Annotated in this window: 22 protein-coding genes; 11 read left to right on the top strand and 11 right to left on the bottom strand. The window is 71.7% G+C overall.

The annotated features are described in order from the left end of the window. The first annotated feature begins 22 nt into the window (after nucleotides 1-22). Complete coding sequence (locus GFD30_RS16665; protein ID WP_153026332.1) at nucleotides 23-730, top strand: LPXTG cell wall anchor domain-containing protein; 708 nt, start codon at nucleotides 23-25, stop codon at nucleotides 728-730. Between the two features lie 444 nt (nucleotides 731-1,174). Then, the gene (cimA, locus tag GFD30_RS16660; protein ID WP_322633331.1) at nucleotides 1,175-2,827 is read left to right on the top strand and encodes a citramalate synthase; all 1,653 of its coding nucleotides are present in this window, start codon (nucleotides 1,175-1,177) and stop codon (nucleotides 2,825-2,827) included. A 144-nt stretch (nucleotides 2,828-2,971) separates the two neighbouring features. On the opposite strand, the gene GFD30_RS16655 is transcribed toward cimA, so the two are convergent. After that, nucleotides 2,972-4,114, bottom strand: a complete 1,143-nt coding sequence (locus GFD30_RS16655) for a PQQ-binding-like beta-propeller repeat protein (RefSeq protein WP_153026331.1) — start codon at nucleotides 4,112-4,114, stop codon at nucleotides 2,972-2,974. A 182-nt stretch (nucleotides 4,115-4,296) separates the two neighbouring features. On the opposite strand from GFD30_RS16655, the gene GFD30_RS16650 reads away from it, so the two are divergent. From GFD30_RS16650 to GFD30_RS27055, 6 genes are all read left to right on the top strand, one after another. Continuing rightward, nucleotides 4,297-4,638, top strand: a complete 342-nt coding sequence (locus tag GFD30_RS16650; RefSeq protein ID WP_153026330.1) for a hypothetical protein — start codon at nucleotides 4,297-4,299, stop codon at nucleotides 4,636-4,638. Nucleotides 4,639-4,740: 102 nt separating this feature from the next. Beyond that, nucleotides 4,741-5,517, top strand: a complete 777-nt coding sequence (locus tag GFD30_RS16645; protein ID WP_322633330.1) for a fumarylacetoacetate hydrolase family protein — start codon at nucleotides 4,741-4,743, stop codon at nucleotides 5,515-5,517. Next, on the top strand, nucleotides 5,510-6,976 hold the full coding sequence (gene gltX, locus GFD30_RS16640; RefSeq protein ID WP_322633329.1) for a glutamate--tRNA ligase: 1,467 nt from the start codon (nucleotides 5,510-5,512) through the stop codon (nucleotides 6,974-6,976). The genes GFD30_RS16645 and gltX overlap by 8 nt, the downstream gene beginning before the upstream one ends. A 125-nt stretch (nucleotides 6,977-7,101) precedes the next feature. Continuing rightward, nucleotides 7,102-7,437 (top strand): PadR family transcriptional regulator, encoded by a 336-nt coding sequence (locus tag GFD30_RS16635; RefSeq protein WP_322633328.1) that lies wholly within the window; start codon nucleotides 7,102-7,104, stop codon nucleotides 7,435-7,437. A gap of 120 nt (nucleotides 7,438-7,557) precedes the next feature. Then, nucleotides 7,558-8,634, top strand: a complete 1,077-nt coding sequence (locus GFD30_RS16630; protein ID WP_153026327.1) for an HAAS signaling domain-containing protein — start codon at nucleotides 7,558-7,560, stop codon at nucleotides 8,632-8,634. 310 nt (nucleotides 8,635-8,944) lie between these two features. After that, the gene (locus GFD30_RS27055) at nucleotides 8,945-9,667 is read left to right on the top strand and encodes an aggregation-promoting factor C-terminal-like domain-containing protein (RefSeq protein WP_227996489.1); all 723 of its coding nucleotides are present in this window, start codon (nucleotides 8,945-8,947) and stop codon (nucleotides 9,665-9,667) included. Between the two features lie 55 nt (nucleotides 9,668-9,722). Here GFD30_RS27055 and GFD30_RS16620 read toward each other — a convergent pair whose 3' ends face one another. From GFD30_RS16620 to GFD30_RS27570, 8 genes are all read right to left on the bottom strand, one after another. Next, nucleotides 9,723-10,223, bottom strand: a complete 501-nt coding sequence (locus GFD30_RS16620; RefSeq protein WP_153026326.1) for an SRPBCC domain-containing protein — start codon at nucleotides 10,221-10,223, stop codon at nucleotides 9,723-9,725. A 51-nt stretch (nucleotides 10,224-10,274) separates the two neighbouring features. Further along, nucleotides 10,275-11,192 (bottom strand): hypothetical protein, encoded by a 918-nt coding sequence (locus tag GFD30_RS16615; protein ID WP_153026325.1) that lies wholly within the window; start codon nucleotides 11,190-11,192, stop codon nucleotides 10,275-10,277. A gap of 139 nt (nucleotides 11,193-11,331) precedes the next feature. Beyond that, nucleotides 11,332-12,093, bottom strand: coding sequence for a carbonic anhydrase (locus GFD30_RS16610; RefSeq protein WP_153026324.1), 762 nt, complete (start codon nucleotides 12,091-12,093; stop codon nucleotides 11,332-11,334). Nucleotides 12,094-12,622: 529 nt separating this feature from the next. Next, complete coding sequence (locus tag GFD30_RS16605) at nucleotides 12,623-15,055, bottom strand: AAA family ATPase (RefSeq protein ID WP_153026323.1); 2,433 nt, start codon at nucleotides 15,053-15,055, stop codon at nucleotides 12,623-12,625. Continuing rightward, the gene (locus GFD30_RS16600; protein ID WP_153026322.1) at nucleotides 15,055-16,209 is read right to left on the bottom strand and encodes an exonuclease SbcCD subunit D; all 1,155 of its coding nucleotides are present in this window, start codon (nucleotides 16,207-16,209) and stop codon (nucleotides 15,055-15,057) included. The genes GFD30_RS16605 and GFD30_RS16600 overlap by 1 nt, the downstream gene beginning before the upstream one ends. 38 nt (nucleotides 16,210-16,247) lie before the next feature. Next, the gene (locus GFD30_RS16595) at nucleotides 16,248-17,960 is read right to left on the bottom strand and encodes an ATP-binding protein (RefSeq protein WP_153026321.1); all 1,713 of its coding nucleotides are present in this window, start codon (nucleotides 17,958-17,960) and stop codon (nucleotides 16,248-16,250) included. Further along, the gene (locus GFD30_RS16590; protein ID WP_322633327.1) at nucleotides 17,953-18,696 is read right to left on the bottom strand and encodes a pyrimidine reductase family protein; all 744 of its coding nucleotides are present in this window, start codon (nucleotides 18,694-18,696) and stop codon (nucleotides 17,953-17,955) included. The genes GFD30_RS16595 and GFD30_RS16590 overlap by 8 nt, the downstream gene beginning before the upstream one ends. Nucleotides 18,697-18,764: 68 nt before the next feature. Continuing rightward, a complete protein-coding gene (locus tag GFD30_RS27570; RefSeq protein WP_265575438.1) occupies nucleotides 18,765-18,899 on the bottom strand; it encodes a hypothetical protein in 135 nt (44 codons plus the stop codon). An 89-nt stretch (nucleotides 18,900-18,988) separates the two neighbouring features. On the opposite strand from GFD30_RS27570, the gene GFD30_RS16585 reads away from it, so the two are divergent. Both GFD30_RS16585 and GFD30_RS16580 read left to right on the top strand, forming a co-directional pair. After that, nucleotides 18,989-19,240 (top strand): ribbon-helix-helix protein, CopG family, encoded by a 252-nt coding sequence (locus tag GFD30_RS16585; RefSeq protein WP_153026319.1) that lies wholly within the window; start codon nucleotides 18,989-18,991, stop codon nucleotides 19,238-19,240. Further along, a complete protein-coding gene (locus GFD30_RS16580; protein ID WP_153026318.1) occupies nucleotides 19,237-19,677 on the top strand; it encodes a PIN domain-containing protein in 441 nt (146 codons plus the stop codon). The genes GFD30_RS16585 and GFD30_RS16580 overlap by 4 nt, the downstream gene beginning before the upstream one ends. Here the strand turns inward: GFD30_RS16580 and GFD30_RS16575 are convergent. After that, entirely contained in the window at nucleotides 19,674-20,993 is a 1,320-nt protein-coding gene (locus GFD30_RS16575; protein WP_153026317.1) for a D-arabinono-1,4-lactone oxidase, read from the bottom strand. The two genes, GFD30_RS16580 and GFD30_RS16575, sit on opposite strands and share 4 nt — an antisense overlap. Nucleotides 20,994-21,085: 92 nt before the next feature. On the opposite strand from GFD30_RS16575, the gene GFD30_RS16570 reads away from it, so the two are divergent. After that, nucleotides 21,086-22,321 (top strand): amino acid deaminase/aldolase, encoded by a 1,236-nt coding sequence (locus GFD30_RS16570; RefSeq protein ID WP_153026316.1) that lies wholly within the window; start codon nucleotides 21,086-21,088, stop codon nucleotides 22,319-22,321. 53 nt (nucleotides 22,322-22,374) lie between these two features. Here the strand turns inward: GFD30_RS16570 and GFD30_RS16565 are convergent. Continuing rightward, nucleotides 22,375-25,033, bottom strand: a 2,659-nt coding sequence (locus GFD30_RS16565; RefSeq protein ID WP_227996487.1) for a transglycosylase domain-containing protein, incomplete at its 5' end; no start/stop codon positions are given.

Raw genomic sequence — 25,033 nt, 5'->3', positions numbered from 1 at the left:
TGTCATTTGATGTAATTCGAGCGTGAAAGCCCGAATTGCCTGTGCCGCCGCGCTCGCCGCGGCCGCTCTCCTGGGCTCGGCCGCAGCCGCGCAGGCCGAACCCGTACCCGAGGAGCCCTCCCGGCTCTTCCTCAAAGACCACGAGGACATCCCGCTCGCCGTGTCCGGCGGCGAGGCCGTCCTCAGCGCCGACGCCGACCTGTGGACGCTCCGCGCCGTCGAGGCGCTCCTCGACCTCGGCGAGTATCAGATCGTCCACGACGAGTCCGGGCAGTGCCTGACCGCCGACACCTCCGGCGGCGAAGCGGCCGTCCCGGTCGTGCTCGCCGACTGCGCCGACGCCGTCGCCTGGGGCGTGGTCTACCACGACGTGCCCTCGCACCGCGACTTCCGGTTCACCGGCCCCGACGGCTACTTCCTCGGCCTGCTCGACGACGCCTCGGCAGTCGAAGGCGCCGCGGTCCTCGCCGTCGCCCCCGAGACGGACCACAGCCTGCACTTCCAGGAGTGGCGATTCGCCGCCGCGGACGCCCCGCCGCCCACGTCGGCGCCGCCGAACGAGGCCGTGTCGGCCTCCGAGGCCGCGACCAGCGCTGCGGCCCAGCCGAAGCTCCCGAGCACCGGCGGCGCCGCCGGTGCGGCGGTCGGCGCCGGCGCGGTCGCCCTCGCCGGCGGCACCGCGCTCGTCCTGTGGTGGCAGCGCCGGCGGGCGCTCCGCAGCCACTGGTAGGCGGCGATGCCCCGCGCCGCAATCCCGTCCGGTGCGATGACGCTTCGCGCGGCCGAATCGCCACCGGGCCCGGAGCCGCGGCGCGGCACAGCGCCGCTCGACGCCGAGGCGTCGCTTCTTCGCGATGCGGCACCGCTCCGCGGTCACGTGGCGCGTCATGGCGCATCCCTTCGCGGGGCGGCACCGCTCCGCGACGCAGCGCCGCACGACACACTGAATCCCACGATTCGGGAAATGCTGGTTCGGTCCCATGGCCGGTGGCATACTTCGATTCGTGACTTTCCAGCTCGTGATTAGCTGCGGGCGTTCCGCGAGGCAATAGATGCCATCGCCGAACGCCAGACCTCCTGCGCCCGCAGGGGGTCTTTTTCGTTCAGGGCAAACGAACGTTCAGGTCCGACGCGCAGGACTGGACCTATCGGCAAAGAGATCTTGGAGCACCAAGTGACGCAAGCAGACTCCGTATCGACGACCGGTGCGACGGCTACCGGTCCCGGAGACTTCCACGTCTTCGACACCACGCTCCGCGACGGCGCGCAGATGGAGGGCCTCCGCTACTCCGTCGCCGACAAGCTCGCGGTGGCCGAACTCCTCGACGAGCTCGGCGTCGACTACATCGAGGGCGGCTGGCCCGGCGCGATCCCCTCGGACACCGAGTTCTTCGCCCGCGCGGCCGACGAACTGAACTTCAAGCACGCCAAGCTCGTCGCCTTCGGCATGACCCGGCGGGCCGCCTCCACCGCCGCCGAGGACCCCGGCTTCCAGGCCCTCCTCGACTCCCGCGCCCCGGTCCTGTGCCTCGTCGCCAAGTCCGACATGCGCCACGTCCACCAGGCCCTGCGGACCACCCCCGAAGAGAACCTGGCCATGATCACCGACTCCGTCCGCACCGGGCGCGAGCAGGACCGCCAGGTCTTCATCGACTGCGAGCACTTCTTCGACGGCTTCCGCCACGACCCGGTCTACGCGACCCTCGTCGTCAAGACCGCGCTCGAAGCCGGCGCCGAAGCGGTCGTCCTCTGCGACACCAACGGCGGCCGCATCCCCTCCGACATCACCGCCGCCATCACCGACCTGCGCGCCCGCCTCGCCGCCGACCTGCCGCCCGAGCGCATCCGCCTCGGCATGCACGCCCAGAACGACACCGGCTGCGCCGTCGCGAACACCATCGCCGCCGTCGAGGCCGGCGTCATGCACGTCCAGGGCACCGCCAACGGCTACGGCGAGCGCCCCGGCAACGCGAACCTGTTCACCGTCATCGCCAACCTCGAGACGAAGCTCGGCATGAAGGTCCTCCCCGACGGCGGCATGGAGCAGCTCACCCGCGTCTCCCACGCCATCGCCGAGATCGCCAACATGGCCCCCGACGAGCACGCCCCGTACACCGGGCACGCCGCGTTCGCCCACAAGGCCGGCATCCACGCCTCCGCGATCAAGGCCGACCCGGCCCTGTACAACCACATCGAGCCCGAGCGCGTCGGCAACGACATGCGCATCCTCGTCACCGAGATGGCCGGCCGCGCCTCCGTCGAGCTCAAAGGCCGCGAACTCGGCATCGACCTCGCCGGCGACAAGGACGCGCTCGACCGGATCACCAAGCGCGTCAAGGAACTCGAATCCAAAGGCTGGTCCTTCGAGGCCGCCGACGCGTCCTTCGAACTGCTCGTGCGCGACGAGGTCGAAGGCGGCCTGCCCCGGCCGTTCACCCTCGACACATACCGCGTCATCGTCGACCACGACCCCAACGGCGCCACGGTCGCCGAGGCCACCGTCCGCGTCTACATCCACGGCGAGCACGGCGAAGCCGACGAGCACCGGATCTCCACCGCGCAGGGGAACGGCCCGGTCAACGCGCTCGACGCGGCCCTGCGCTCCGCGCTCGCCGAGCGGCACCCCCGCCTGGCCGAGCTCACCCTCTCCGACTTCAAGGTCCGCATCCTCGCCGGCTCCACCGGCACCGACGCGGTCACGCGCGTCCTCATCTCCATGAGCGACGGCGAGGCCGAATGGACCACGGTCGGCGTGGCCCCCAACCTGATCGAGGCCTCCTGGAACGCGCTGGCCGACGGCCTCGCGTACGGCCTCAACCGCCGCTAGTCCTCGATTCCGACACCGCCACAAGCGAACGCGACACGCGGCCGGTCCACGAGACCGGCCGCTTCAGCCGGCCCGCGCCGATCGTGCGGGAGGTACGGGAAAGGGGTCCGATCAGCCGATCGGACCCCTTTCCCGTACCCGGGATCAGTCGAAGACCGCGAGGCGCTTCTGCTCCATCGTGCCGCCGCCGAAGGTCGTGAACGAGCCGCCGACGCTGAGGTTCGCGTTCGACGGGTGGGCCGTGGCGTCCCAGGCGCCGACGACGCCGTTCGCGCCCGGGTTCCACGGCAGCAGCTTGCCGTTCAGGTCCACCGCGAGGAGCTTGCCGCGGGCGGCCCGGACGCCGTCGACGCACTCGCCGAGCGGCCCGGCGTGGTTCGTCGTGCACGCCTTGTCGAAGTGGCCGCCGCCGATGACGGAGTCGCCCCAGACCTCGACGGTCTGCATGCCGCCGTCCACGGCCTGGTACCAGAGGGTCGAGCCGCTGGTGGTGAAGGCGCGGATCTCGCCGCCGCGGCCGTCGAGCGCCGCGTACACGCGGTCGCCGGCCACGACGACCTCGCGGGTGAGGACGAACACCTTGGACACGAAGCCGGTGACGACCGCGCCGGAGGCCGGGTCGACGGCGCCGAGCTTCCCGAACTGCTCCTCACCGCCGATGGTCGCGAACCCGCCGGCGACGTAGAGGCGGCCGTGACCGAACTGGAGGTCGCGGACGCCGCCCCCTTCGACGACGGGCGCGAACGAGGTCACCGGCGCGCCGGTGTCGGCGCTGACGGCGGCGACCCGCGGCTGCGGGTGGCCGCCGACCCGCAGGAACGTCCCTCCGAGGTAGACGGTCGAGCCGACCGGCTCGATCGAGTAGACCGTGGCGCTCGGCCGGGGCCGCCATTCCTCGTCGAGCTCGCCGGTGCTGAGGCTGAACCGGGCCACCCGCGAGATGGCGACCCCGTCGATCTCGGTGAACGGCCCGGCGACGTACAGGTAGCCGCCGCCGGTCTTGACCTCGTGGACGGGGCCGTTGACGGCCGGCGCGAACGGGAGCAGCGCGCCCGTGCGCGAATCGACGGCGGCGAGGTGGCTGCGGTTCGCGAAGGTGCCGTCGGTGCGCTTGGCGCGGGTGAAGCGGCCGCCGGAGTAGACGATGTCGCCGTCGTAGGCCACCTTGAAGACCTGGTCGTTGAAGGACGCGGTCGCCAGGGGCAGGCTCGAGTCGACCGCCGAGACGGGCAACTGGACGAACAGGAGGACCGCGAACAAAGCGGAGAGTGTGATCAGACGACGCATTCCGGCAGTTTCGCACGCGTACGGCGCCGCGCCGGGTATTCGTGACGGCGCGTCAGGGGACAGCGGCCCCACAGGTCCCGCGCCCGGGCGGCCTCCACACGCGACGGCCCCGCCGATCGGCGGCGGCGCGAACGATGCACGCGGTGACCGCGTCCGTTGCCGCGCCGTACTAGAGTTGAGGTGTGACTTCCTACAAGACCGATCGCGCCCGCGCGGCCGCCCAGGCCGCGGACTCGGCCGTGTACGGACGCCGCCGCTTCGGGGCCGGGTTCTTCCTCGGCCTCGTGATCCTGGTGATCCTCGCCTTCGTCCTGGGCTTCGTGCTCGTCGGCGGCTTCGGCGAGACCCTGCGGGTGCGCCTGGGCGCGACCGCCCTGTCGCTGCTGGTCGCGACCCCGCTCACGTTCGTCCTCGGGTTCTTCGTGGGCATGTTCGGCCGGGTCCGCCGCATGGGCATGGGCATCGTCGTGGGCGCGCTCGTCGGCACCGTCATCCTCGCGGGACTGTTCCTGCTCCTGCGGTAGGTGACCGACCGTTCTGGAGCGCGAGAGCGACGCACTGCGCCCGGCCGCGCGAACTAAGCTGAGGCCGCAAGCTTCCGATCCAGTCTTAGAGAGGGGCCGACTGTGCGGATCGCGCGGATCGCTCACCCCACCGGCATGTCGTTCGCAGTCCTCGAAGGCGAGGGGCCCGGGGCCACCGCCGCGGAGATCGACGGGCACCCCTTCGCGCAGATCAAACTCACCGGCCAGCGCTGGGCGCTCGACGACGTCCGGCTGCTCGCCCCCATCCTGCCGTCCAAAGTGGTCTGTGTCGGGCGCAACTACGCCGACCACGCCGCCGAGCTCGGCAACGAGGTCCCCAAAGAGCCCCTGATCTTCCTCAAGCCCTCGACCTCGGTGATCGGCCCGAGCGAGGCGATCCGCCTCCCGGTCATGTCCGACCAGGTCGAGCACGAGGCCGAGCTCGCCGTCGTCATCGGCCTGCACGGCGCGCGGAACCTCGACCGCGAGGCCGCCAAGGGCGCGATCTACGGCTACACGTGCGCGAACGACGTGACCGCCCGCGACCTCCAGCGCCAGGACGTGCAGTTCACGCGCGCGAAGGGCTTCGACTCGTTCTGCCCGCTGGGCCCGTGGATCGAGACCGACGCCGACATGGCCGACTCGGAGGTCCGCTGCGAGGTGAACGGCGAGGTCCGCCAGCTCGGCTCGACGAAGGACATGGTGTTCGACCCGGCCGCGCTCGTCGCGTACGTCTCGCAGATCATGACCCTGATCCCCGGCGACGTGGTGCTCACCGGCACGCCCGCGGGCGTGGGGCCGCTCCAGGCCGGCGAGGCCGTCTCCGTATCCGTCGCCGGCATCGGCACGCTGACCAACAAGGTGATCGCCAGTGAGTAACGTCCGAACCCGCTTCTGCCCCAGCCCGACCGGCGCCCCGCACGTCGGCCTGGTGCGCACCTGCCTGTTCTCGTGGGGCTACGCCCGCGCCAAGGGCGGCGAGTTCGTGTTCCGCATCGAGGACACCGACGCAGCGCGCGACAGCGAGGAGTCGTACCAGCAGCTCCTCGAGGCGCTCTCGTGGCTGGGCATGACCTGGGACGAGGGGCCCGACATCGGCGGCCCGTACGCGCCGTACCGGCAGTCGCAGCGGCTCGACGTGTACGCCGACGTGGTCAAGCGGCTCCTCGACGGCGGGTACGCGTACGAGGCGTTCTCGACCAATGAGGAGGTCGAGGCCCGCCACCGCGCCGCCGGGCGCGACCCGAAGCTCGGCTACGACAACTTCGACCGCGACCTCACCGAGGAGCAGAAGGCCGCCTTCCGCGCCGAGGGCCGCAAGCCGGTGGTGCGCATGCGGATGCCGGACGAGGACATCGCGTTCCAGGACGCGGTGCGCGGCGAGGTCCGCACGCCCGCCGGCACCGTGCCGGACTACGTGATCGCTCGCGGCGACGGCTCGCCGCTGTACACGCTGACCAACCCGGTCGACGACGCGCTCATGAAGGTCAACATGGTCACCCGCGGCGAGGACCTGCTGCCGTCGACGCCGCGCCAGATCGTCATGTGGCGGGCGCTGGTCGAGCTCGGCCTGGCCGACTCGATCCCGGAGTACGCGCACCTGCCGCTGATCGTGGACGAGCGCGGCAAGAAGATGTCCAAACGCGACCCGCGCTCGAACCTGCTGCAGTACAAGGAGGCCGGGTACCTGCCGGAGGGCGTCCTGAACTACGTGGCGACGCTCGGCTGGTCGATCTCGGGCGACCGGGACACGTTCACGGTGGCGGAGTTCCTGTCGGCGTTCGACCTGCACGACGTGAAGTCGAATCCGGCCCGGTTCGACGAGAAGAAGTTCGACGCGATCTGCGCCGACCACTTCCGCATGACCTCGCCTGCGGAGCTGACCCGCCTGCTGCTGCCGCGCCTGCGCGCGGCCGGCCTGATCGGCGACGCCCCGACCGCGGCCGAGGTGCACATCCTCGAGGTGGCCGTGCCGCTGGTCCAGGAGCGGTGCACCACCCTCTCGCAGGCCGTGGAGATGCTGCGGTTCCTGTTCTGCGGCACCGAGGTCGCGATCGACGAGGACAGCGCGAAGAAGACGTTCAAGGACGACGCCGCGCAGGTCCTCGACGCCTCGATCGCCGCCGTCGAGGACATCGAGTGGACCACCGAGGCCATCGAGGCGGCGCTGAAGGCCGCGCTCGTCGACGGCATGGGCCTCAAGCCGCGCAAGGCGTTCGGGCCGGTCCGGGTCGCGATCAGCGGCAAGACGGTCTCGCCGCCGCTGTACGAGTCCATGGAGCTGCTCGGCAAGGACGTGAGCCTGGCGCGCCTGCGCGCCGCCCGCGCGACCATGTGAGTCGGCCTGAACGACCTTGTAAGCGGTCCTAGTCGATCCGGTCCCGCGCTCCGGCGCGGGGCCGGATTTTCTTCTTCGGCTTCCGCGTAGCGCACTACTGTGCAATGCATGGTACTGTCGTATGTGTGGACCGATCGCAACTGCTCAAGGGACTGCTCGACATCATCGTGCTGCGCGTGCTCGACACCGATGACGGCTACGGGTACGAGATCCTGCACCGACTCCGCAAGGCCGGGTTCGACGACCTCGGCGACGCCTCGGTCTACGGCACGCTCCGGCGCCTGTACCGGGCCGGCTACCTCTCCACCTACGTCCAGCCCAGCGAGTCGGGGCCGCACCGCAAGTACTACTCGCTGACCGAGCCCGGACGGAAGTACCTCCGCCAAGCGCACGACGCCTGGGAGGACGTCAGCGCCAAGATGCGGGTCCTGTTCGACACGCCCGGGAAGGGCCGACCATGACCGGCGCCCCCGTACTCGCCGACACGGTCCCGCCCGGGCGGCGGCTCCCCGCAACGGCGCACCGGCGACCGACCGAGACCACCGAACCCTGACATCCGCGGCTCCAAGAAGGACACCACCATGACCACCACACCCGACCGCAGCACGGAGATCGCGGCCTACCTGGCCGCCGTGGACCGCCACCTGAGCGACCTCCCCGACCCGATCCGCGACGACCTCATGTCCGACCTCGACTCCCACCTCGCCGAAGTGGCGGCCGACCTGGCGCCGGGCACCTCGCTCAGCGACCTGCTCGGCGGCCCCGAGGCGTACGCCCGCGAGCTGCGCGAGACCGCCGAGACCGCGAAGGTCCCGGCAGCCGACCGGGTGCGCCGCCGCCTCCGCGAGACCGCCGCACCCGTGCTGGCCCGCGCCAAGGCCGCCGCGGACGGCTTCGCCGCCTCCAGCGGCCACGCCGACGCCGCCGAACTCGGCGAGCGGCTGCGCCCCGGCTGGTGGGCCGTGCGCGGCGCGGTCGCCGCGCTCATCCTCCTGTACTGGATCTCCTCGGCCCAGTACGGCTACACCGACTACTGGGTCTTCGGCTCGCTCCCCGGCATGATCTTCGGGGTCGCCACGGTCCTGCTCGGCGTCTGGGTCTCGCTGCGGATCGGCGCGGCCTCGCGCGACTGGGGGCGGCGCCGCCGGCGGTGGACCGCCTGGATCGGCGCGGGCATCGTCGTGATCGCCGCCTACCAGTTCTCGTGGGTGTACACCGGAGCGCTGCCCAACCGGTACGTGCCGACGTCGAGCTACGACGGCGCCTCCGACGGCTCGTACGTCAGCGACGTCCGCGCGTACGACGAGAACGGCGAGCCGATCGAGGACTTCTACCTGTTCGACCAGGACGGCGAACCGCTGTTCATCGGCGACCCGTTCAACTGCCCCTTCAGCACCGACCACGAGGCCGCCGAGGAGTTCGACGCGCCGGTGCCCGAAGGCGCCGAGGAGGAGTTCGGCTACCTCTACCCGCTGTGCGAGACGCCGGCCGAGGCGCTCGCGGAAGAGACCCCGACGCCCGCCGAGTCCGAGAGCCCGTCCGCGGACGCGACGCCGACCGAGGGCACGGCGACTCCTACGGGTGCGGCGACGCCGTCGGACGAGCCGACCGCGTCCGCCGATCCCGGCACCGCGACCCCGTCCGAGTCGCCGAAGTAGCCGCCGAACGAGCGGCACACCTGCACCACCGGCCCCGCCTGTATCACGGCGGGGCCGGTACGCTGCCCGGTGTGACATTGCTCTCGATGGACCTAAGTGGAAGAAGGTCGAGCGACTCGGGCAGCGTCAATGGGCCGTTCGGAGGAACGGGCGGCACGCGCTTTCCGGCGTAAGGGGCAGCTCGCTCGATACGGTCGCTATCGGGCGAGACGGGCAGGCGAACCGTTCCGGTACAGGCGGCAATGTGCCGTATTGTCGCCGTTACTGAGCGGTACGGCTCCGGGTTTACGGGCTCTTAGGGTTACCCCCGATGTTTACCCGTGAGAAGACGACCCGAGCCAAGCACCGCTCCGACGAGCGCCGCCCCGGCGGCCTCCGGCACGTGGTGCGCAACCGCGTGTTCGTGGCCTCGGCAGCCGCACTGTTCGCAGTCGGCTCGGCGGGCACCGCCAGCGCCGCGATCATCGCGACCGACGACCCCACGGCCGAGGAGCAGCTCGCCGCGGAGATCGTCGCCGACGCCGGCAGCGCCGACCGCCAGTGGGACGACGTGGCGACGATGGAGAGCATCCTGCCCGAGAAGGCGGAGGCCGCTCCTGCGACCGCGCAGTCCGACCCGGCCGAGGTCCCGGTCGAAGAGGAAGAGGAACCGCCGCCCGCGGAAGCGGAGGAGGAGTCCTCCGGCGGCTCGTCCGGCCCGAGCGTCGACATCTCGGCCGAGTGCTCGGACTACTCCGGCAACCAGGCCATCGGCTGCACCATGACGCTCGACGCCGGGTGGGACATGGGCGAGTTCGGCTGCCTCGTCGACCTGTGGAACCGCGAGTCCGGCTGGGACGAGACCGCCTACAACTCCGGTTCGGGCGCGTACGGCATCCCGCAGTCGCTCCCCGGCGACAAGATGGCCTCGCACGGCGACGACTGGGAGACCAACCCGGCCACCCAGATCGCCTGGGGGCTGGACTACATCGACGGCCGCTACGGCAGCCCGTGCAGCGCATGGTCGCACAGCGAGTCCAACGGCTGGTACTGATCGACGCATAGTCTCGACACCGAGCGGACCCGGAGTTCGCTGACCCTGGGAGGTCCTAGCGCAATCGCGCTGGGGCCTCCTGTCGTTCCCCCAGCGCCCCTTCGAGCCGGTTGAGCAGGAACTGGAGCGACCCGCGCAGGTGTGCCTCGTCCTGTCCGGGCTCGCCGGCGAGCGCCGTGAGGACGTACTGCTCCGTGTAGTCCAGGCGGGTGCCGCCGGCTTCGGGTGCCAGCGCGACGGTCACCAGGGAGACGTTGCGGCGCAGTCCGTCGACGCTCAGCTCGTAGGCGAAGACGATCCGGCGGTGCTCCTCGAGGTCGAAGATCCGCGAACGCCACTCGACGAGCTCCGGTTCGCCCGACGGTGCGAAGACCCCGGTCGCGGTCTCGCCGCCGCCGACGCGGAAGTCGAGTTCATGGCGGCTCTCCTTGCCGGGGATGCGGAACCAGCGGTCGCGCAGGCCGAGGTCGGCGAACGCCGCCCACACCCGGTCGGGCGGGGCGGCGAGGTCGCGCGTGAGGGTCGCGGTCCCGTGGACGGGTGCATCGAGTTCCATGGCAGTCCGAACAACGACCGGGGCCGGGGGCTTCCCCCGCGGCCGGGCGCGTCAGCCGCCGGTCTCCATCGAGGCCGCGCGGACCGAGCGCAGCAGCAGCCGCGGGTCGCCGAGCATGCGCTTCAGGCGCCGCTCGAGGCCGGCGATCGGGGTGAGGTTCTGGGGCGCGCGGGCGTCCTTGTGGGCCGCGGAGCCGAGCGGCGGGAGGGACGCGGCGGTCGCGTCGGCCAGGGCGATCGCCGCCTCCTCGGTGAGGTCGTCGGCCGCTTCGAGGCGTGCGACGCCGGCCCAGCCGCGCGAGCTGGTCCCCGGCAGCCGCAGGTACCACGTGTAGCGCGGCCAGCCCGACATCAGGTGGAACACCGGGGTGCGCTGGCCGGGCCGCAGCCGCTCGACGACCGCGTTCAGCTCGCCTTGGAGATAGGACCGGTGGTGGCTCTTGACGTACCCGACCGAGTTCGGCAGGCGCGTGCGGCCGCGCAGGGGCCCGTCGAGGACCGACAGCTCCGCGTCGAGCGCGACCATGGCCGCCACCTTCGCCTCGAGCTCGGCCATGGCCGCCTGGGCGGCGGCGATGAGCTCGCCGGGGTCGGCGGACTCGACCTTGCGGTACGGGTAGCGACCGAAGTCGGCGCCGGGGTCGACGGCCGCGAACAGGCCGCGAGCCACGTCGGCCTCCGCGACGGCCGAGACCTGCCCGTCGAGGTCGCAGGCGACCGCGCCGGCGGCCCACGAGACGCACAGGCCGGGCCAGCGCTCGCCGTCGTCGAGGAGTTCGACGCGGGCGTCGATGCGGCGGACCCCGTCGACGACGACGATGCGGCGCGGGCCGCTCGCGGGCGCGTCCACGGGCCGCCAGTCGGCGGGTTCGAGCTCGACGTCGGCCCGGACCACGGCCCGGTCGGAGCGCGAGGGCGACTCGGGGTTGTCCGCGAAGGACGGGTCCCAGGCGTCGACGGTGATCTGCAAGACGCACCTGCTTTCAGGTCGATTGCGGCCCAGCCTACTTCGCCGCGTCGATGCGCAGGCGGCCGATGGAGGCCCGGGCCGGGGCGCCCCCTCGCGCCCCGGCCCGGATCATCACGCCTCGACTGTCAGGCCGCCACTGTCATGCCTCGATCTCGGTGACGAGACCGGTCTCGAGGGAGTAGACGGCGCCGACGATCGTCAGCTCGCCGTCGGCGACGAGGGTGGCGAGGTTCGGGTGCTCGGCGAGGGCGGCCATCGCGAGGCGGACGTTCGCCTCGGTCATCGCCGCGATCGGGTCCCCGGGCGCGCCCTTGCTCGCCTCGTAGGCGGGTCGGAGCGCTTCCACGGTCTCGGGGAGCGCGTACTCGTGCTCTTCGGCCTCGTGGCCTTCCTCGGCCGCGGAGAGCGCTTCGTGGGCGGCGGTGACCGCTCCGCACTTCTGGTGGCCGAGGACGACCAGCAGGGGGGACGCGAGGGCGGCCGGGCCGTACGAGACGGACTCGGCGACCAGGGGGTTGAGGACGTTGCCGGCGGTGCGGGTGACCATGATGTCGCCGACGCCGGTGTCGAAGACGAGTTCGGGGGAGACGCGGGAGTCGACGCAGCCGAAGACCGCGGCGCGGGGCTGCTGGCCCGCGACGAGGGTCTTGCGCCACCGGACGCTGGTGTGGGGGTGGGTGGCCCGGCCGCAGGCCCAGCGCTCGTTGCCGTCCAGGAGGGCTTCCCAGACCTCCTCGCCGGTGTGGCCGTCGTGGAGGCTCAGGGCGGCCGTCTCCGCGGTCGCGGGCGCGGCTTGGGCGCCGGTGGCGCCGAGGGCGAGGACGGAGGCGGCGCCGAGGCCGACGGTGCCGGCCCCGGTGATCAGCGTGCGGCGATCGCCGCGAATGTGCAAAGTACTCATGTCCTCAGAGGTACTTGAACATTCAAGATTAACCGCAGATGAACCACGCTCATGTGGTATGCGACATAACGGGACAATTCACCGATAGGCGCGCGTCAGTATTGCGCGAGCGGATGACGTCCGTTGCGCCTTAACGAAGCCAACAGGGTGAACTTACTCCTGTGTGGGAGTCGGGGGAGTGCCAGCTCAGGGCCGAATCGGGACGCATTAATGCGATCGTTCTCACAGGCATCCCCGTCGCATTCGCCGGGGCACCCCAAGGAAGACGCGAAAGGCGCGAAACGGGCGGCGAAACCGGGTCGTCGCGCGGCATCACCGACGCCCGGCAGCCCGCAAGACGGCGGAGCGCGGCGCCCCGGCCCTCGCCGTTCGCGGCAACACGGCTCCGCCCGAGTGGCGGTCGATACGGCACGGCCGCGGGACCCTGGTCCTCACCGGCCGCGGCAGCGCGGCGGTCGAGACCGCACGGGCCGAAAGACCCGGATCCCCACCGGCCGCGGCAGCGCGGCTCCGCCCGAGGGCCGGTCGGTCAGGACCACGTCTTCTCGACGTGCGAGCCCTTCGCGTCCTTCGTGATGTGGAACCGCACCGGGACCCGCTCGGCCAGTTCGGCCACGTGCGTCACCAGGCCCACGGTCCGCCCCGCCGAGAGCGTCAGGGCCTCGAGCGTCGTCGCGACCGCGTCGAGCGTCTCCGGGTCCAGCGTCCCGAAGCCCTCGTCGAGGATGATCGACTCCAGGCTCGCCCCGTGCCGCGCCAGGCTCGCGAGCTGGTCCGAGAGCGCGAGCGCCAGCGACAGCGACGCCGCGAACGTCTCGCCGCCCGACAGGCTCCGCGCCGGCCGGGCCATGTCCGCGTCGTGGTGGTCGACCACCCAGAAGTCCTGGTCCCGGTAGATCAGGTCGTACTGCCCGCCCGTGATCCGGTTGAGCATCACCGTCGCCCCGGCCACCAGCTCGTCGAGCGCCTCCGACAGGAGCCACTCCATGAACCGGCGCGCCTCCAGGTGCCCGGCGAGGGCCTTCGCGACCTCGGCCTCGCTCGCGTACTTGCGCACATCGGACTCCAGGTCGATCCGCTGGCGCCGCGCCTCGGCGAGCCGCGCCGACGCGGCCCGCGCCGACTCGACGGCGGCGGCGTGCCGGCCGACGTAGTCGCCGCCGGTACCGGTGCGCGGCACTTCGATGTCGAACTCGCCCAAGGCCAGTCGCAGCTCGCCGCGGAGCGTGGCGGCGCGGCCGTCGAGCCCGCCCAGCTCGGTTCGGGCGGCCTCCCGTTCGCGGTCGGCCCGCTCCAGTGACGACTTGGCCCAGTCGACGAGGGCGTCCCAGCTCGCGGCCAGGTCGTCGCCTGCCGCGGGCGGGGCCAGGACGGCCACCTGGTCGCGGGCGTGCTGGAACTCCTTCCATGCCCGCTGCTGCCGCTCGTCGGCGGTCTGCTTGCGCTTCTCGGCCTCGCGCATCGCCCGCCGGGCGGCCTTGAGCGCGGCGCCGGTGCCCGCGAGCTGCTGGCGCGCCTCCTCGGAGGACGCCCGCCTGGCCTGGAGCGCGGCCGGCTCGGCGACGCCCTCGAGCTTCTTCTTCAGGCGCCGCTCGGCGAGCTCGAGCTCGGTGAGCCGCTCCTCGTAGTTCTCGAGCTTGGTCTGGAGGGCGACGACGGCGGCCTGCGCGTCGCGGTACTCCGCGGTGGCCGTGCGGGACGCCTCCTCGGCATGCTGCATGGACTCCGAGAGGTCGTGGTCCGGAACGGTCTCGACGGGGCGGTCGCAGACCGGGCACTCGTCGCCGACCGCGAGCCCGGCCCGGAGCGTCCCGGCGAGCTCGGCCATCCGGACCTTGTGGAGGGCCGCGTGCTGGATCTCGATCTCCTCGCCGGCGGCCTCCTCCAGCTCCTTCGCCTCGGCGAACTGGTCGCGGAGCTCCTCGGTCAGCTCCCGGCCCGTCTTCAGCTTCGACTGCGTCTCGGCGAGCTCGGCCCACGCCTTGAGCTGGCGTTCGATGAGCCCCAGGTCGAGGCCGTCGAGTTCGGAGCGGAGCCGCTCGTCCTCGGCCTCGGTCGCCTCGACCTCGGCGGCCTTCGCCGCGACCGCGGCGGCCGCGTCGGCGACCTGCGCGGCGATGTCGGCGACGCCCTCGGGCCGCTTGATGTAGGTGAGCGAGGCCAGGTTCGACTCGGCCTCGGCCAGGCGGCGGCGGGCCGCGTCCACGGCGGCGGCGAGCCCGTCGAGGGCGTTCGCCTTGTCGCGCACCGGCTCGGTGAGCTTCTCGAGCTGCTCGACCCGCTCGGCGGCGGCCGCGAGTTCGGCGTCCGTGACGGCCGGGATCCGCGCGAGCTGGGCTTCGAGCGTCCTCATCGCGGTGGTCGCCGCGTCCCGCTTCGCGCCCGCGAGCTGCTGGACCCGCCGGTACACGCTGTGGCCCAGCAGGTTCTCGAGGATCTTGCGCCGGTCGGCGGGGGAGGCGTGGAGGAACTCCGCGAACTCGCCCTGGGGGAGCAGCACGCACTTGGTGAACTGCTCGAACGGCAGGCCGATCACGCGCTCGGCGGCGGCGCTCACCTCGCTGGGGCTGCCCGCGAGCGCCCGCCCCAGACCCTCGACCAGGGCCTCGTCGTCGGCCGGGTCGACCCCGTCCGGGAGCTGCTCGAGCGCGGCGGTGGTGGTCTTGACCTTGCCGTTCCGGTCCCGGCGCAGGATCCGGGTGGCGACGTAGTGGCTGCCGGCCGCGGCGAACACCAGCCGCACCCGGCCCTCCACAGCGGACGGCGCGATGGCGTTCTGCGTGGTGTTCACGCGCCAGCGCGGCGTCCGCCCGTAGAGGGCGAAGCACATCGCGTCGAGCACCGTCGACTTCCCGGCCCCCGTGGGCCCGGTGAGCGCGAAGAAGTCGACGTCCGTGAAGTCGAAGGTCTCGGCCCCCGTATAGGACGCGAACCCGTTGAGGTCCAGCCGGATCGGACGCATCAGGCCTCCTCGGCGACGGTCTGGGTGTCTTCGTAGAGCTGCGAGAAGAGCTTGGCGACGGCGGGGTCGTCGTGGCCGTTCTCGGCGAGGTAGGTGCCGAACAGCTCCCCGGGGCTGCGCCCGGAGCGCCGCTCCCGCGGGGCGGTCGCGTCGGCGCGCATCACCGGGTCGATGTGGATCTGGACGGCGCCCGGGAACAGGTCGGCGACCTCGGCGCGCAGTCCCGCCCGCGCCGGCTCGGTCACGAAGACCCGCAGCCAGGCCCGCTCGTCCGGCTTCGCCTTGCCGAGCTGCTCGAGGCTGCCGCGGACGGTCTGGAGCGGGACGGCCGCGGTGAGCGGCACCGTCCGCACCTTCGCGGGGATGCCGGGGCTGACCTCGACGAGGGCGACGCTCGGCGTGTGGTCCTCCTCGCCGAAGTCGACCGCGATCGGCGCGCCCGAGTACCGGATCGGGCACGGCCCGGTCACCGCCTGGGCCCGGTGCAGGTGCCCTAGGGCCACATAGGAAGTCGTGGGCGGGAAGATCGCCGCCGGGACCGCGTAGTCGGCGACGGTGTGGACCTCGCGCTCGCCGCCGCCGACCTTGCCGCCGACGACGGTCAGGTGGCCGGTGAACAGGTTGACCGTGTCCGCGCCGAAGTCCTGCGTGAGCGCGGCGACGAGGCGGCGCAGGTGGTCGGCGTAGTTCGCCTCCGCGCCTGCGGCGCCGAGCTCGAACAGCTCGGCCGCGCGCACCGCGTGCCGCTGGGCGATGAACGGCAGGGCCGCGCACTTCCACCGCTCGCCGTCGCCGGTGGTGCCGGTGATGAGGTGGTCGGCGGCCTTGCCGAGGCTGCCGCGCAGGTGGATCCCGGCGGCGTGGGCCCACTCGCGCAGGGCGTCGAGGGCCCTGCCGTTGTCGTGGTTCCCGGCGATGACGACCACTTCGGCGCCGGTGCGGCGCAGCGCCGAGAGCGCCGCGGTGAGGAGCTTCTGCGCCTCGCTCGAAGGCGAAGCGGTGTCGAACAGGTCCCCGGCGACGATCACGAGGTCCACGGCCTCGGCCTCGGCGACGTCGACGATCTGCTTGAAGACCGCGCGCTGCTCGTCGAGGCGCGGGCGTCCCTTCAGCGTGACGCCGACGTGCCAGTCGGATGTGTGGAGAATCCGCAACTCGAGCTCCTCTTGGCGGTGCGTGCGAGCCCTCTGGCTCAGAAGGGAATGTCGTCTTCGTCGTCGCCGGCGAGGTCGAACGGGTCGACCCTCGCCGTCACCGACCGCGCCGTGGCGGCCGGGGCGGACCCGGCCTCGGCCGGCCGGGTGGCCCAGGCGGGGAACGGGAAGTTCACCACCAGCGGGACCGGCAGCTCGGGCTGGGCCACGAACATGGTCCCCGGCTTGGCCATGAGCACCCGCATCCGCTGCGCCTGGGTGAGGAACCCGTACTCGGGCCGGGTGGCCTCGGCCGCGTCGAGGCGGCCGACCACCCGGATCGCCGAGTTCGACGCGATCCGCCGCTCCACTTCGGACGCCGTCTGCTGGGCGCCGATGAGGATCACCCCGAGGGAGCGGCCGCGCTCGGCGATGTCGAGCAGGATGTCCTTGATCGGGCTGGTGCCCTCGCGCGGCGCGTACTTGTTCAGCTCGTCGAGCACGACGAACTGAAGCGGCCGGGCGGTGCCCGCCTTCTCCTTGCGCTCGAACTCGCTGCGCAGCACCACGCCGACGACGAACCGCTGCGCCCGGTCGGGCAGGTTGTGCAGGTCGACCACCGTCACCTGCGCCTCCGAGGAGAGCACCGCGCCCTTCGGCGGCAGGTCGCCGCGGATGAGGCGGCCGATGTCGCGCCCGGAGGCGATGAGCCGCCGGATGAACGCGTTCACCGTGCCCAGGCCGATCGCCGACCCGGCCCACTCGGCGCGGGTCTCGTCGTCGGCGAGGCGCTCGCAGATCAAGTCCACGAGGTCCCGGTAGCTCGTCAGCAACCGACCGTCGACGCTGATCGCGCCGTTGTCCTTGGGCCGAGCCTCCTTGCGCAGCCGGGCCGCGACCTGGTGGACGACCATCGTGTACTGCTGGCGGTCGTCGTCGCCGTCGGCGAACACGAACGGCAGCAGGCTGAGCTGGCAGAACTCCGCGAGCGTCCAGTAGAACGCGTCGACCCCGGTGGACCGGCACGCCACGTCCGGGATGCCGTTCGCGTCGCCCTCGCGCGGCGGGGCGAGCACCTCCACGGACTTGAACGCGCCCGGCTCCATGCCCAGGCGCCGGTACGAGTCGCGCACGGTCTCGTCGATCTTCGTGTTGTCGTGGTCGAGGAGCAGCAGGTCCTCGCCCTTGACGTTGAAGATGAGCGCCTTCGTGTTCGCGGCCTCCGCGCCCAGCGCCCCCGAGTGCAGCAGCGAGTACAGCATCCAGGTCGCGAACGACGTCTTCGTGGCGACACCCGAGATGCCCGAGATCGACACGTGGGCGCCGCGGGTGCCGTCGAGGAAGTCCGGGTTCAGGAACACCGGCTGCCCGTCGCGCGAGAACCCCAGCGGCACTTGACGGGTCATGCCGTCGAAGTACAGGGCCCGGTCGCGGTCCTCACCGGCGGCCCGCTGGACCTCGGCGCCGGGGCGCGGCGGCACGAACACCTCCGGCTCGACCCGCGTCACCGTGACCTCGGCGGCCTCCTGCACCTGCGCCGGGAGCAGGCCCCCCGCGATGTCGAACACGTCCGAGTCGAACTGGGCGCCCTCGTGGCGGCTGCGCACCGCCGTGACCACGCCCGAGATCCGCACGGTCCCGACCCCGGGGACCTGCCGCTCGGTGGTGAGCACGTCGTCGAGCTGCGCGTACGACTCCGGGCCGACGCCGACCCAGAACGACAGGGGCGTCGCGTCCTCCGTGCCGAGCACGCGGCCCACCGAATCACTCATCGCTCGATCCTCGCACGTAGCGCAGGATGAGGTTGCCTCCGGCTTCGAGGACGTGTCGCAGCCGAAGCGGCGTCGCCTCCTCCGCCGGAGCACCCTCGGCGATCCGCATCGGGCCCGCGCCGACGAGCTTCGGCGAGATCGTCACATCCAGCTCGTCCGCCAGGCCCGCCGCGATCAAGTCGCCGAACACGTGCGGCCCGCCCTCGCACAGGATCTGCCGCAGACCCCGCTCGCGCAGCGCCGCCACGGCCGCAGCGTAGTCCACCGCGCCGGTGCCCACGGCGACGACGTCGGCGACCTCCCGGAACGGCTCCACCCGAGAATCCGGCAGGTCCGCAGGGCAGATCAGGATCGGCCGCCGCGGCGCCTCCGTGAAGATCCCCGACGCCGGGTCGAGACTCGCCGTCCGGGTCGCGATCGCCATCACCGGCACCTCCGGCAGCCCCTGGGACCGCCGCCACGCCATCCGCTCCGCGGAGAGCACCAGCGGCCCGTACCCCTCGGCCCGGACCGTGCCCGACCCCGCCAGCAGCACATCGCACCTGGCGCGCAGCACCTTGAAGACCCGCTTGTCCTCCGCGCCCGAGAGCGGACCCGACAGGCCCTCCAGGGTCGCCGCGCCGTCGGCGCTGGCCACGAAGTTCACCCGCAGCCAGTCCGGCTCCGGCGGCGCGTACGCCGCATAGACCTCGTCGTCGGTCAGTTCATCGAGTTTTCGGAAGACCACCTCAGCCACGGCCACAACGTAGCCCACTCCACCGACAAGCCGGCAGCGGGAACTTCGCCGAACCCGCGGCGGCGCCGTCAGCCCGCGTCGGGCAGGTCGCGCTTCCACCGCTCGTGGTGAACCCGCCAGGCGAGGTAGCCCCACCGCAGGAGCAGCCCGCCCGTGATCAGCCCGCCCGCCCACGCGAGCCCCCCGCAGTAGCGAATGCTCATGGGGGACCGTAATTGGGCTCCACGCGGGACTCCAGGTCGTAGGCAACGCGCGGGGTGCATGCAGCGGCACGGGTGGTACCATCGGTGGCATGAGCCGCAAGAAGAGCACCATCTACCTCGACGAGGCCGCAGACATGCGCCTCGAAGCGGTCGCGCGCAAACTCGGGTCGTCGAAGGCCGAGCTCATGCGCCGGTTCATCGACGAGGGCCTGCTCCGGGCAGACGAGACCGAACCGCCGCTGCCTCCGCTGCCGAAGTACCGCAGCGAGCGCGCCCTCACGGTCGAGGAGATGGATGAGGCGATCTACCAGAGCATGAAGCGGCGCGCGCAGAAACGATGATCATCGTCGCCGACACCTCCGCGGTGCTCGCCGCGTTCGACGAGAACCAGCCGCATCACCAAGCGGCCGAAAGGATCATGGAGACCGAGTCCCTTCTCGTCTCCCCGCTCGTCATGACCGAACTCGACCACCTCGCGAACCGCGAAGGCGGATTCGACTTCGCAGTCGCGGTAGCCGAAGCGCTCCTCGCGCGATTCGAGCGCGGCCGCTACCAGCTCGCCTCCATCCGGTTCGAGGACTTCGCGACGGCGAACAGGCTCCGGCTCCACTACCGGGGACTCAAACTCGACCTCGCCGACACGGTCGGCGTGGCCCTCGCCGACCGCTACGAGACCAACCGGATCTTCACCCTCGACCAGCGGGACCTCCGCGCGATCAAGCCGCTCACCGCCGGCTTCGACGCGTTCGAGGTCCTGCCGTTCGACTGGGCGGGCTAGTCGCCCAGCACCCGGTCCAGGTACGCGTTCGCGAACCGGCGGTCCGGGTCCACCTCGTCCCGCACTCGCCGGAAGTCGTCGAAGTGCTTGTACCGCCGCCAGAGCTGCTCCGCGCCCAGCGAATGCATCTTCCCCCAGTGCGGGCGCCCCTCCGCCGCGTCGAACACCGCCTCGCAGTCCCGGAAGTACGGCACGTGGTCGTGCCGGTGGAACTGGTGCACCGCCACGTACGCCGTCCGCCGGCCCTGCGCCGTCGACAGCCAGATGTCGTCCGCCGCCGCGAACCGCACCTCCACCGGGAACGACACCGTGTGCCCCTCCCGCTCCACCATCGCGTGGAGCTCCCGCAGCACCTCCGGCAGCGCTTCCCGCGGCAGCGCGTACTCCATCTCCCGGAACACCACCGACCGCGGCGACGCGAACACCCGGTGCGAGCGGTCCGTGTACTCGCGGGCGCTCCACACCCGACCGGCCAGCCGGTTCAGGCCCGGCACCATGCCCGGGAACCGCACCCCGACCCGGTTGCTCGCCGAGAACAGCGCGTTCTCCGTGAACGTCTCGTTCCACCAGTACGACAGGCGGCCCGGCGCCCTCGCCGGCTCCGACATCGCGTGCCGGTTGTTCCGCTTCGTCAGCGTCCGGTCCGTGTGCGGGAACCAGTAGAACTCGAAGTGGTCGTTCTCGGCCACCAGCTCGTCGAGCCCCTCCAGGACCGCGTCGAGCCGCTCGGGCCGCTCCACCGCGTGCAGCCGGAACGCCGGCACGCACTGGAGCGTCACCTCCGCGATGACCCCCAGCGCGCCCAGACCCAGGCGCGCCGCCGCGAACAGCTCCGGCCGCTCGAACTCCGTGCACTGCACCGCTTCACCGTTCGCGAGCACCAGCTTCAAGCCCTTGACCTGCCACGCGAAGCCCCGGTACCGGTCGCCCGTGCCGTGCGTCCCGGTCGAGATCGCCCCCGAGATCGTCTGCGCGTCGATGTCGCCCATGTTCTCCAGCGCCAGCCCGTGCCCGTCCAGCACCCGGTTCAGCTCCTTCAGCGTCATCCCGGCCTCGACGGTCACCAGCCCCGACTTCGAGTCCGCTGACACGACCTGGTCGAGGCCGCTCATGTCCACCCGCACCCCGTCGGGGACCGCGATCCCGCTGAACGAATGCCCCGACCCGACCGCCTTGACCCGCAACCCGTCCGACGCCGCCGCGGTCACCGCCGCCGACAGCTCCTCGGCGCTCGCCGGCCGCACGGTCCGCACCGGCTCGGCGGCCTCGGTGCCCGACCAGTTCTGCCAGCGCGGGTTCACGACGGGGGTGCTCATGGGGACGGTCCTTCCAACGGCTCTGTTGAATACGTGGTGTACTTCACGGTAGCTTTCATCTAACCCCAGTTGACCTGCTGAAGGGAAGTCGGATGGGTATCCAGGGAGTAACGCGTGCGCCCGCGGCCGGCGCGGCCGCCGACCAGCGGTTCGGCGTCCTCGACGGCGCCACCGCAAGCCTCCAGCCGCCGTTCGCGGCCGTCGACCTGGACGCCTTCGACACCAACGCGGCCATTTTGCGCCGCAACGCCATCGGCAAACCGCTGCGCCTCGCCAGCAAGTCCCTGCGGTGCCGCGCCCTCATGCGCCGCGCCCTCGCCCAGCCCGGCTTCAAGGGGATCCTCGGGTTCACGCTCCCTGAAGCGCTGTGGCTGGCGGAGGAGTTCGACGACATCGTGGTCGCCTATCCGACCGCCGACACCGACGCGCTCCGCGCGCTGGCCGCCGACGACGAGCTCGCCCGCCGCATCACCCTCATGGTGGATTCGGTCGAGCACCTCGACTTCCTGTCGCGCCACGTCGAACCGAACCCGTCGCGTCCGCTGCGGCTGTGCCTCGAACTCGACGTCTCCCTCGAACTCCTCGGCGGCCGCGTCCACATCGGCGCCTACCGGTCCCCGGTGCACACCCCGGACCAGGCCCTGGACATGGCGCACGAGATCGACAAGCGCCCGGGGGTCAGTCTGGTCGGGGTCATGGGCTACGAGGGCCAGATCGCGGGCGTCCAGGACGCCTACAGCGCTGCGGCCCTGCGCTATCCGCTGGTGCGGCTGATGCAGGCCGTCTCGCGGACCGAGCTCGCCGAGCGCCGCGCCGAAGCCGTGGCGGCCGTCCGGCGCGTCACCGACCTCGAGTTCGTCAACGGCGGCGGCACCGGCTCGGTCGTCTCGACCGCCGCAGACCCGTCGGTCACCGAGATCGCGGCCGGGTCCGGGCTCTACTCGCCCGCGCTGTTCGACGGCTACCGGTCGATCCGGCCGCTCCCGGCCGCGTTCTTCGCGCTGCCGGTGGTGCGGCGCCCCAAGCGCGGCATCGTGACCGCGCTCGGCGGCGGCTGGATCGCCTCGGGCGTGCCCGGCCCCGACCGGCTCCCGAAGCCGGCGTTCCCCGAAGGGCTCCGCTACTCCAGGACCGAGGGCGCCGGGGAGGTCCAGACGCCGCTGCGCGGCCGCGCGGCCGACGCCCTCGCCATCGGCGACCGGATCTGGATGCGCCACGCCAAGGCCGGCGAGCTGGCCGAGCGCGTCAACTCGATCCACCTGGTCCAGCGCGGCGAGCTCGTCGACGAGGTCCCGACCTACCGCGGCGAGGGCCGCGCCTTCGTCTGAGGCGCAACGCGAACGGGCCCGGCGGTCTCCCGCCGGGCCCGTTTCACGTGCGGCTAGTCGTCGTTTCCGCCGCCACCACCGCCGCCGTTGCCTCCGCCGCCGTTGCCGCCCCCGTTCGGGGTGCACCAGCCGAGCGCCTCCATGATCGGCGTGCACTGCTCACCGCCGCCGCCGTTGCCGCCGCCCTGGGGCGGGGCGCAGTGGCTGTCGGTCGGGTTGGCGGCGCAGAACGCGCTGCCGGCGTCGACCATGCCGTTCTCGTTCAGGATGTCGTCGATGATCGGGCTGCCCACGGGATCGGCGGTCTGCCACTCCTCCCGGGGGTACTCCTTGGCCTCGATGGCGCCTTCCATGAACTGCTTCCACACCGGGTAGCTCAGCGTGCCACCGAAGACGTTGTCGGTGCCCCCGTCGGGGTTCAGCAGCGGGGCCGACTCGGCCGTGGCGTTGCCGACCCACGCGGCGATGCTGAGCTGCGGGATCGCGCCGACGTACCAGGTGTGCGCGTTGGCGTCCTCGTAGCCTTCGGCGGTGGCCTCCCACGTACCGGTCTTACCGGTGTAGGCGCGGTCGATCGCGCCGGCCTCGCCGTCGATGGTCGAGCCGACCCACTGGAGGTTGCGGGCGATGCTCGCGTCCAGCGCGGGGGTCTCCTCGAGCGCGCGGATCGGCTGGACTTCGTTGCCGTTGCGGTCGAGGACCTTCTCGACGAAGTGGGTCTCGTTGTAGGTGCCGTCGTTCGCGATCGTCGCGTACACGGTCGCCATGTCCAGGACCGAGGTCGGGTACTGGCCGAACGAGATGTGGTAGTAGAACGGCGAGTTCGGGGACTCCAGGTCGAGCGGGGTCCGCACCGGCGTGCCGTCCTCGTTCACCTCGTCGAGCGGGGCGAGCGGGTCGACGTTGCCGTTCGCGTCGGTGACGAACGAGCCGTCCTCGTTCTCGCGGACGCCGTGCCGCGAGTAGGTGATGGTCTCGTCCTCCTCGATGTAGAACTTGTAGGTGACCGAGACGCCGTCCTCGTTCTGGTTCAGGGTCCGCAGCCCCATCTCGATGGCGTTCACGAGGATCGCGGTGGCGCCCCACTTCTCGGCGATCGCGTACATCGGCGTGTTGCGCGAGTCGCGGACGGCGTCGGTCAGGGTCTTGTCGATGTCCTCGGTGCGGCCGGCGTTCGAGATGGTGCCGTCGCCGATGCCCTCCATGGTCTCGAATTCGCGCGGCGAGTCCGAGTTCCACCAGGACTCGATGGAGGCGCCGTTCTCGATCGCGGTGGCGGCGGTGATCATCTTGAAGGTCGACGAGGGCGGGTGCGGGTTCTCGATGCCGGCCTTGTCGATGCCGAGGCCGTTCTCGCCGCCGTAGTAGGCGAGCACCCGGCCGGTGCCGGGCTCGACGGCCACGACCGCGTTGGCCATCGACAGGTTCTGGTCGGCGAGCGCGGCCTTGTCGTTCGTGTTCTCGAACTCGAAGAAGCCGTCGTCGTTCTCGTACTCGTCGGCCGCCGCCCGGTCGGTGACCACCGCGCCTTCGGCGTCGACGAAGTCGCCGTTCTCGTTCGTCTTGCGTTTGAGGTCGCCGCGGCTGGCGGTCTCGTACGCGACGTTCTGGAGGGTCGGGTCGAGGGTGAGCTGCACGGTGTACCCGCCGGTGTTCGCCTCTTTGCCGTAGAACTGGTCCTGGGTGAGGCCGTAGCGGCTCTCCAGCTCGTCCCAGATGTAGCCGTCGATCGGGTTGGTGATGAAGCCGGTGGCCTCGTCGTGGCCCCACGAACCGGGGTTCTCCAGGGCCTCGAGGGTCGCGGGCATCCCGGCGTCGAGCTCGGCCTGGACCTGGGCGAGCTGCTCCTCGCTCAAGTCGTCGGTCATGGTGAGGAGCTGCTCCATGCCGTAGGTCCACCGGTCCTGCGGCGCGGTGTCGCCCTCTTCGACCAGGCGCGGGTCGAACGAGCCGTCGCCGGCCTTGACCTGCATGGCGAGCAGGACGCCCTGGCCCCAGGTGAGCTCGGCGACCGGGACGCCGAACCAGATCTCGGAGGCGGCGGCGATGCCGTAGGTGCCGCGGCCGTAGAAGTTGAGGTTCAGGTAGTGGAGGAGGATGTCCTTCTTGGAGTACTGCTGCTCCAGCTTCATCGCCATGACGGCCTCGCGGGCCTTGCGGCCGTACGACATGTCGTCGCGGATTTCCATGACCATGCCCGCGTACTGCTGGCTGATCGTGGACGCGCCCTGGGTGTCGCCGCCGGAGAGGTTGTTGACCAGGGCGCGCATGGTGCCCTTGTAGTCGACGCCGTCGTGCTCGAAGAAGTCCTTGTCCTCCAGCGCCAGCAGCGACCAGATGATCTGGTCCGGCAGTTCGTCGTAGCTGTCGACGAGCTTGCGGGTGTACTCGCCGTAGCCGGCGACGACCGTGCCGTTGGCGTAGGTGATCGTGGTGGACTCGCCGAACCGGAGGTCCTTGGGGGCGGGCACGTTCTGGAAGAACCAGGAACCGGCGACGGTGACCGCGCCGAGCAGCATCAGGCACACCATGATGAGCGCCGCGTAGACGCGGCGGCGGCGCACGGAGATCTGCTTCTTCTTCTTTTTCCCTCCGGGCGGCGGCGTACCGGGGGCCGTCTTCGGCCGGGACGCGCTGACGACGGAGGCGCGGCCGACGCCGGCGCGCCCCGCCGGCGGGCCGGCGGGCGGGGGACCGGCGGGCGTGCCGGCG

This window comes from Glycomyces albidus (genome assembly GCF_009451885.1).
Taxonomy (GTDB): Bacteria; Actinomycetota; Actinomycetes; order Mycobacteriales; family Micromonosporaceae; genus Glycomyces; species Glycomyces albidus.
Note: the sequence above shows the minus strand (reverse complement) of the source record. Positions and strands in the feature narration are given on the sequence as shown.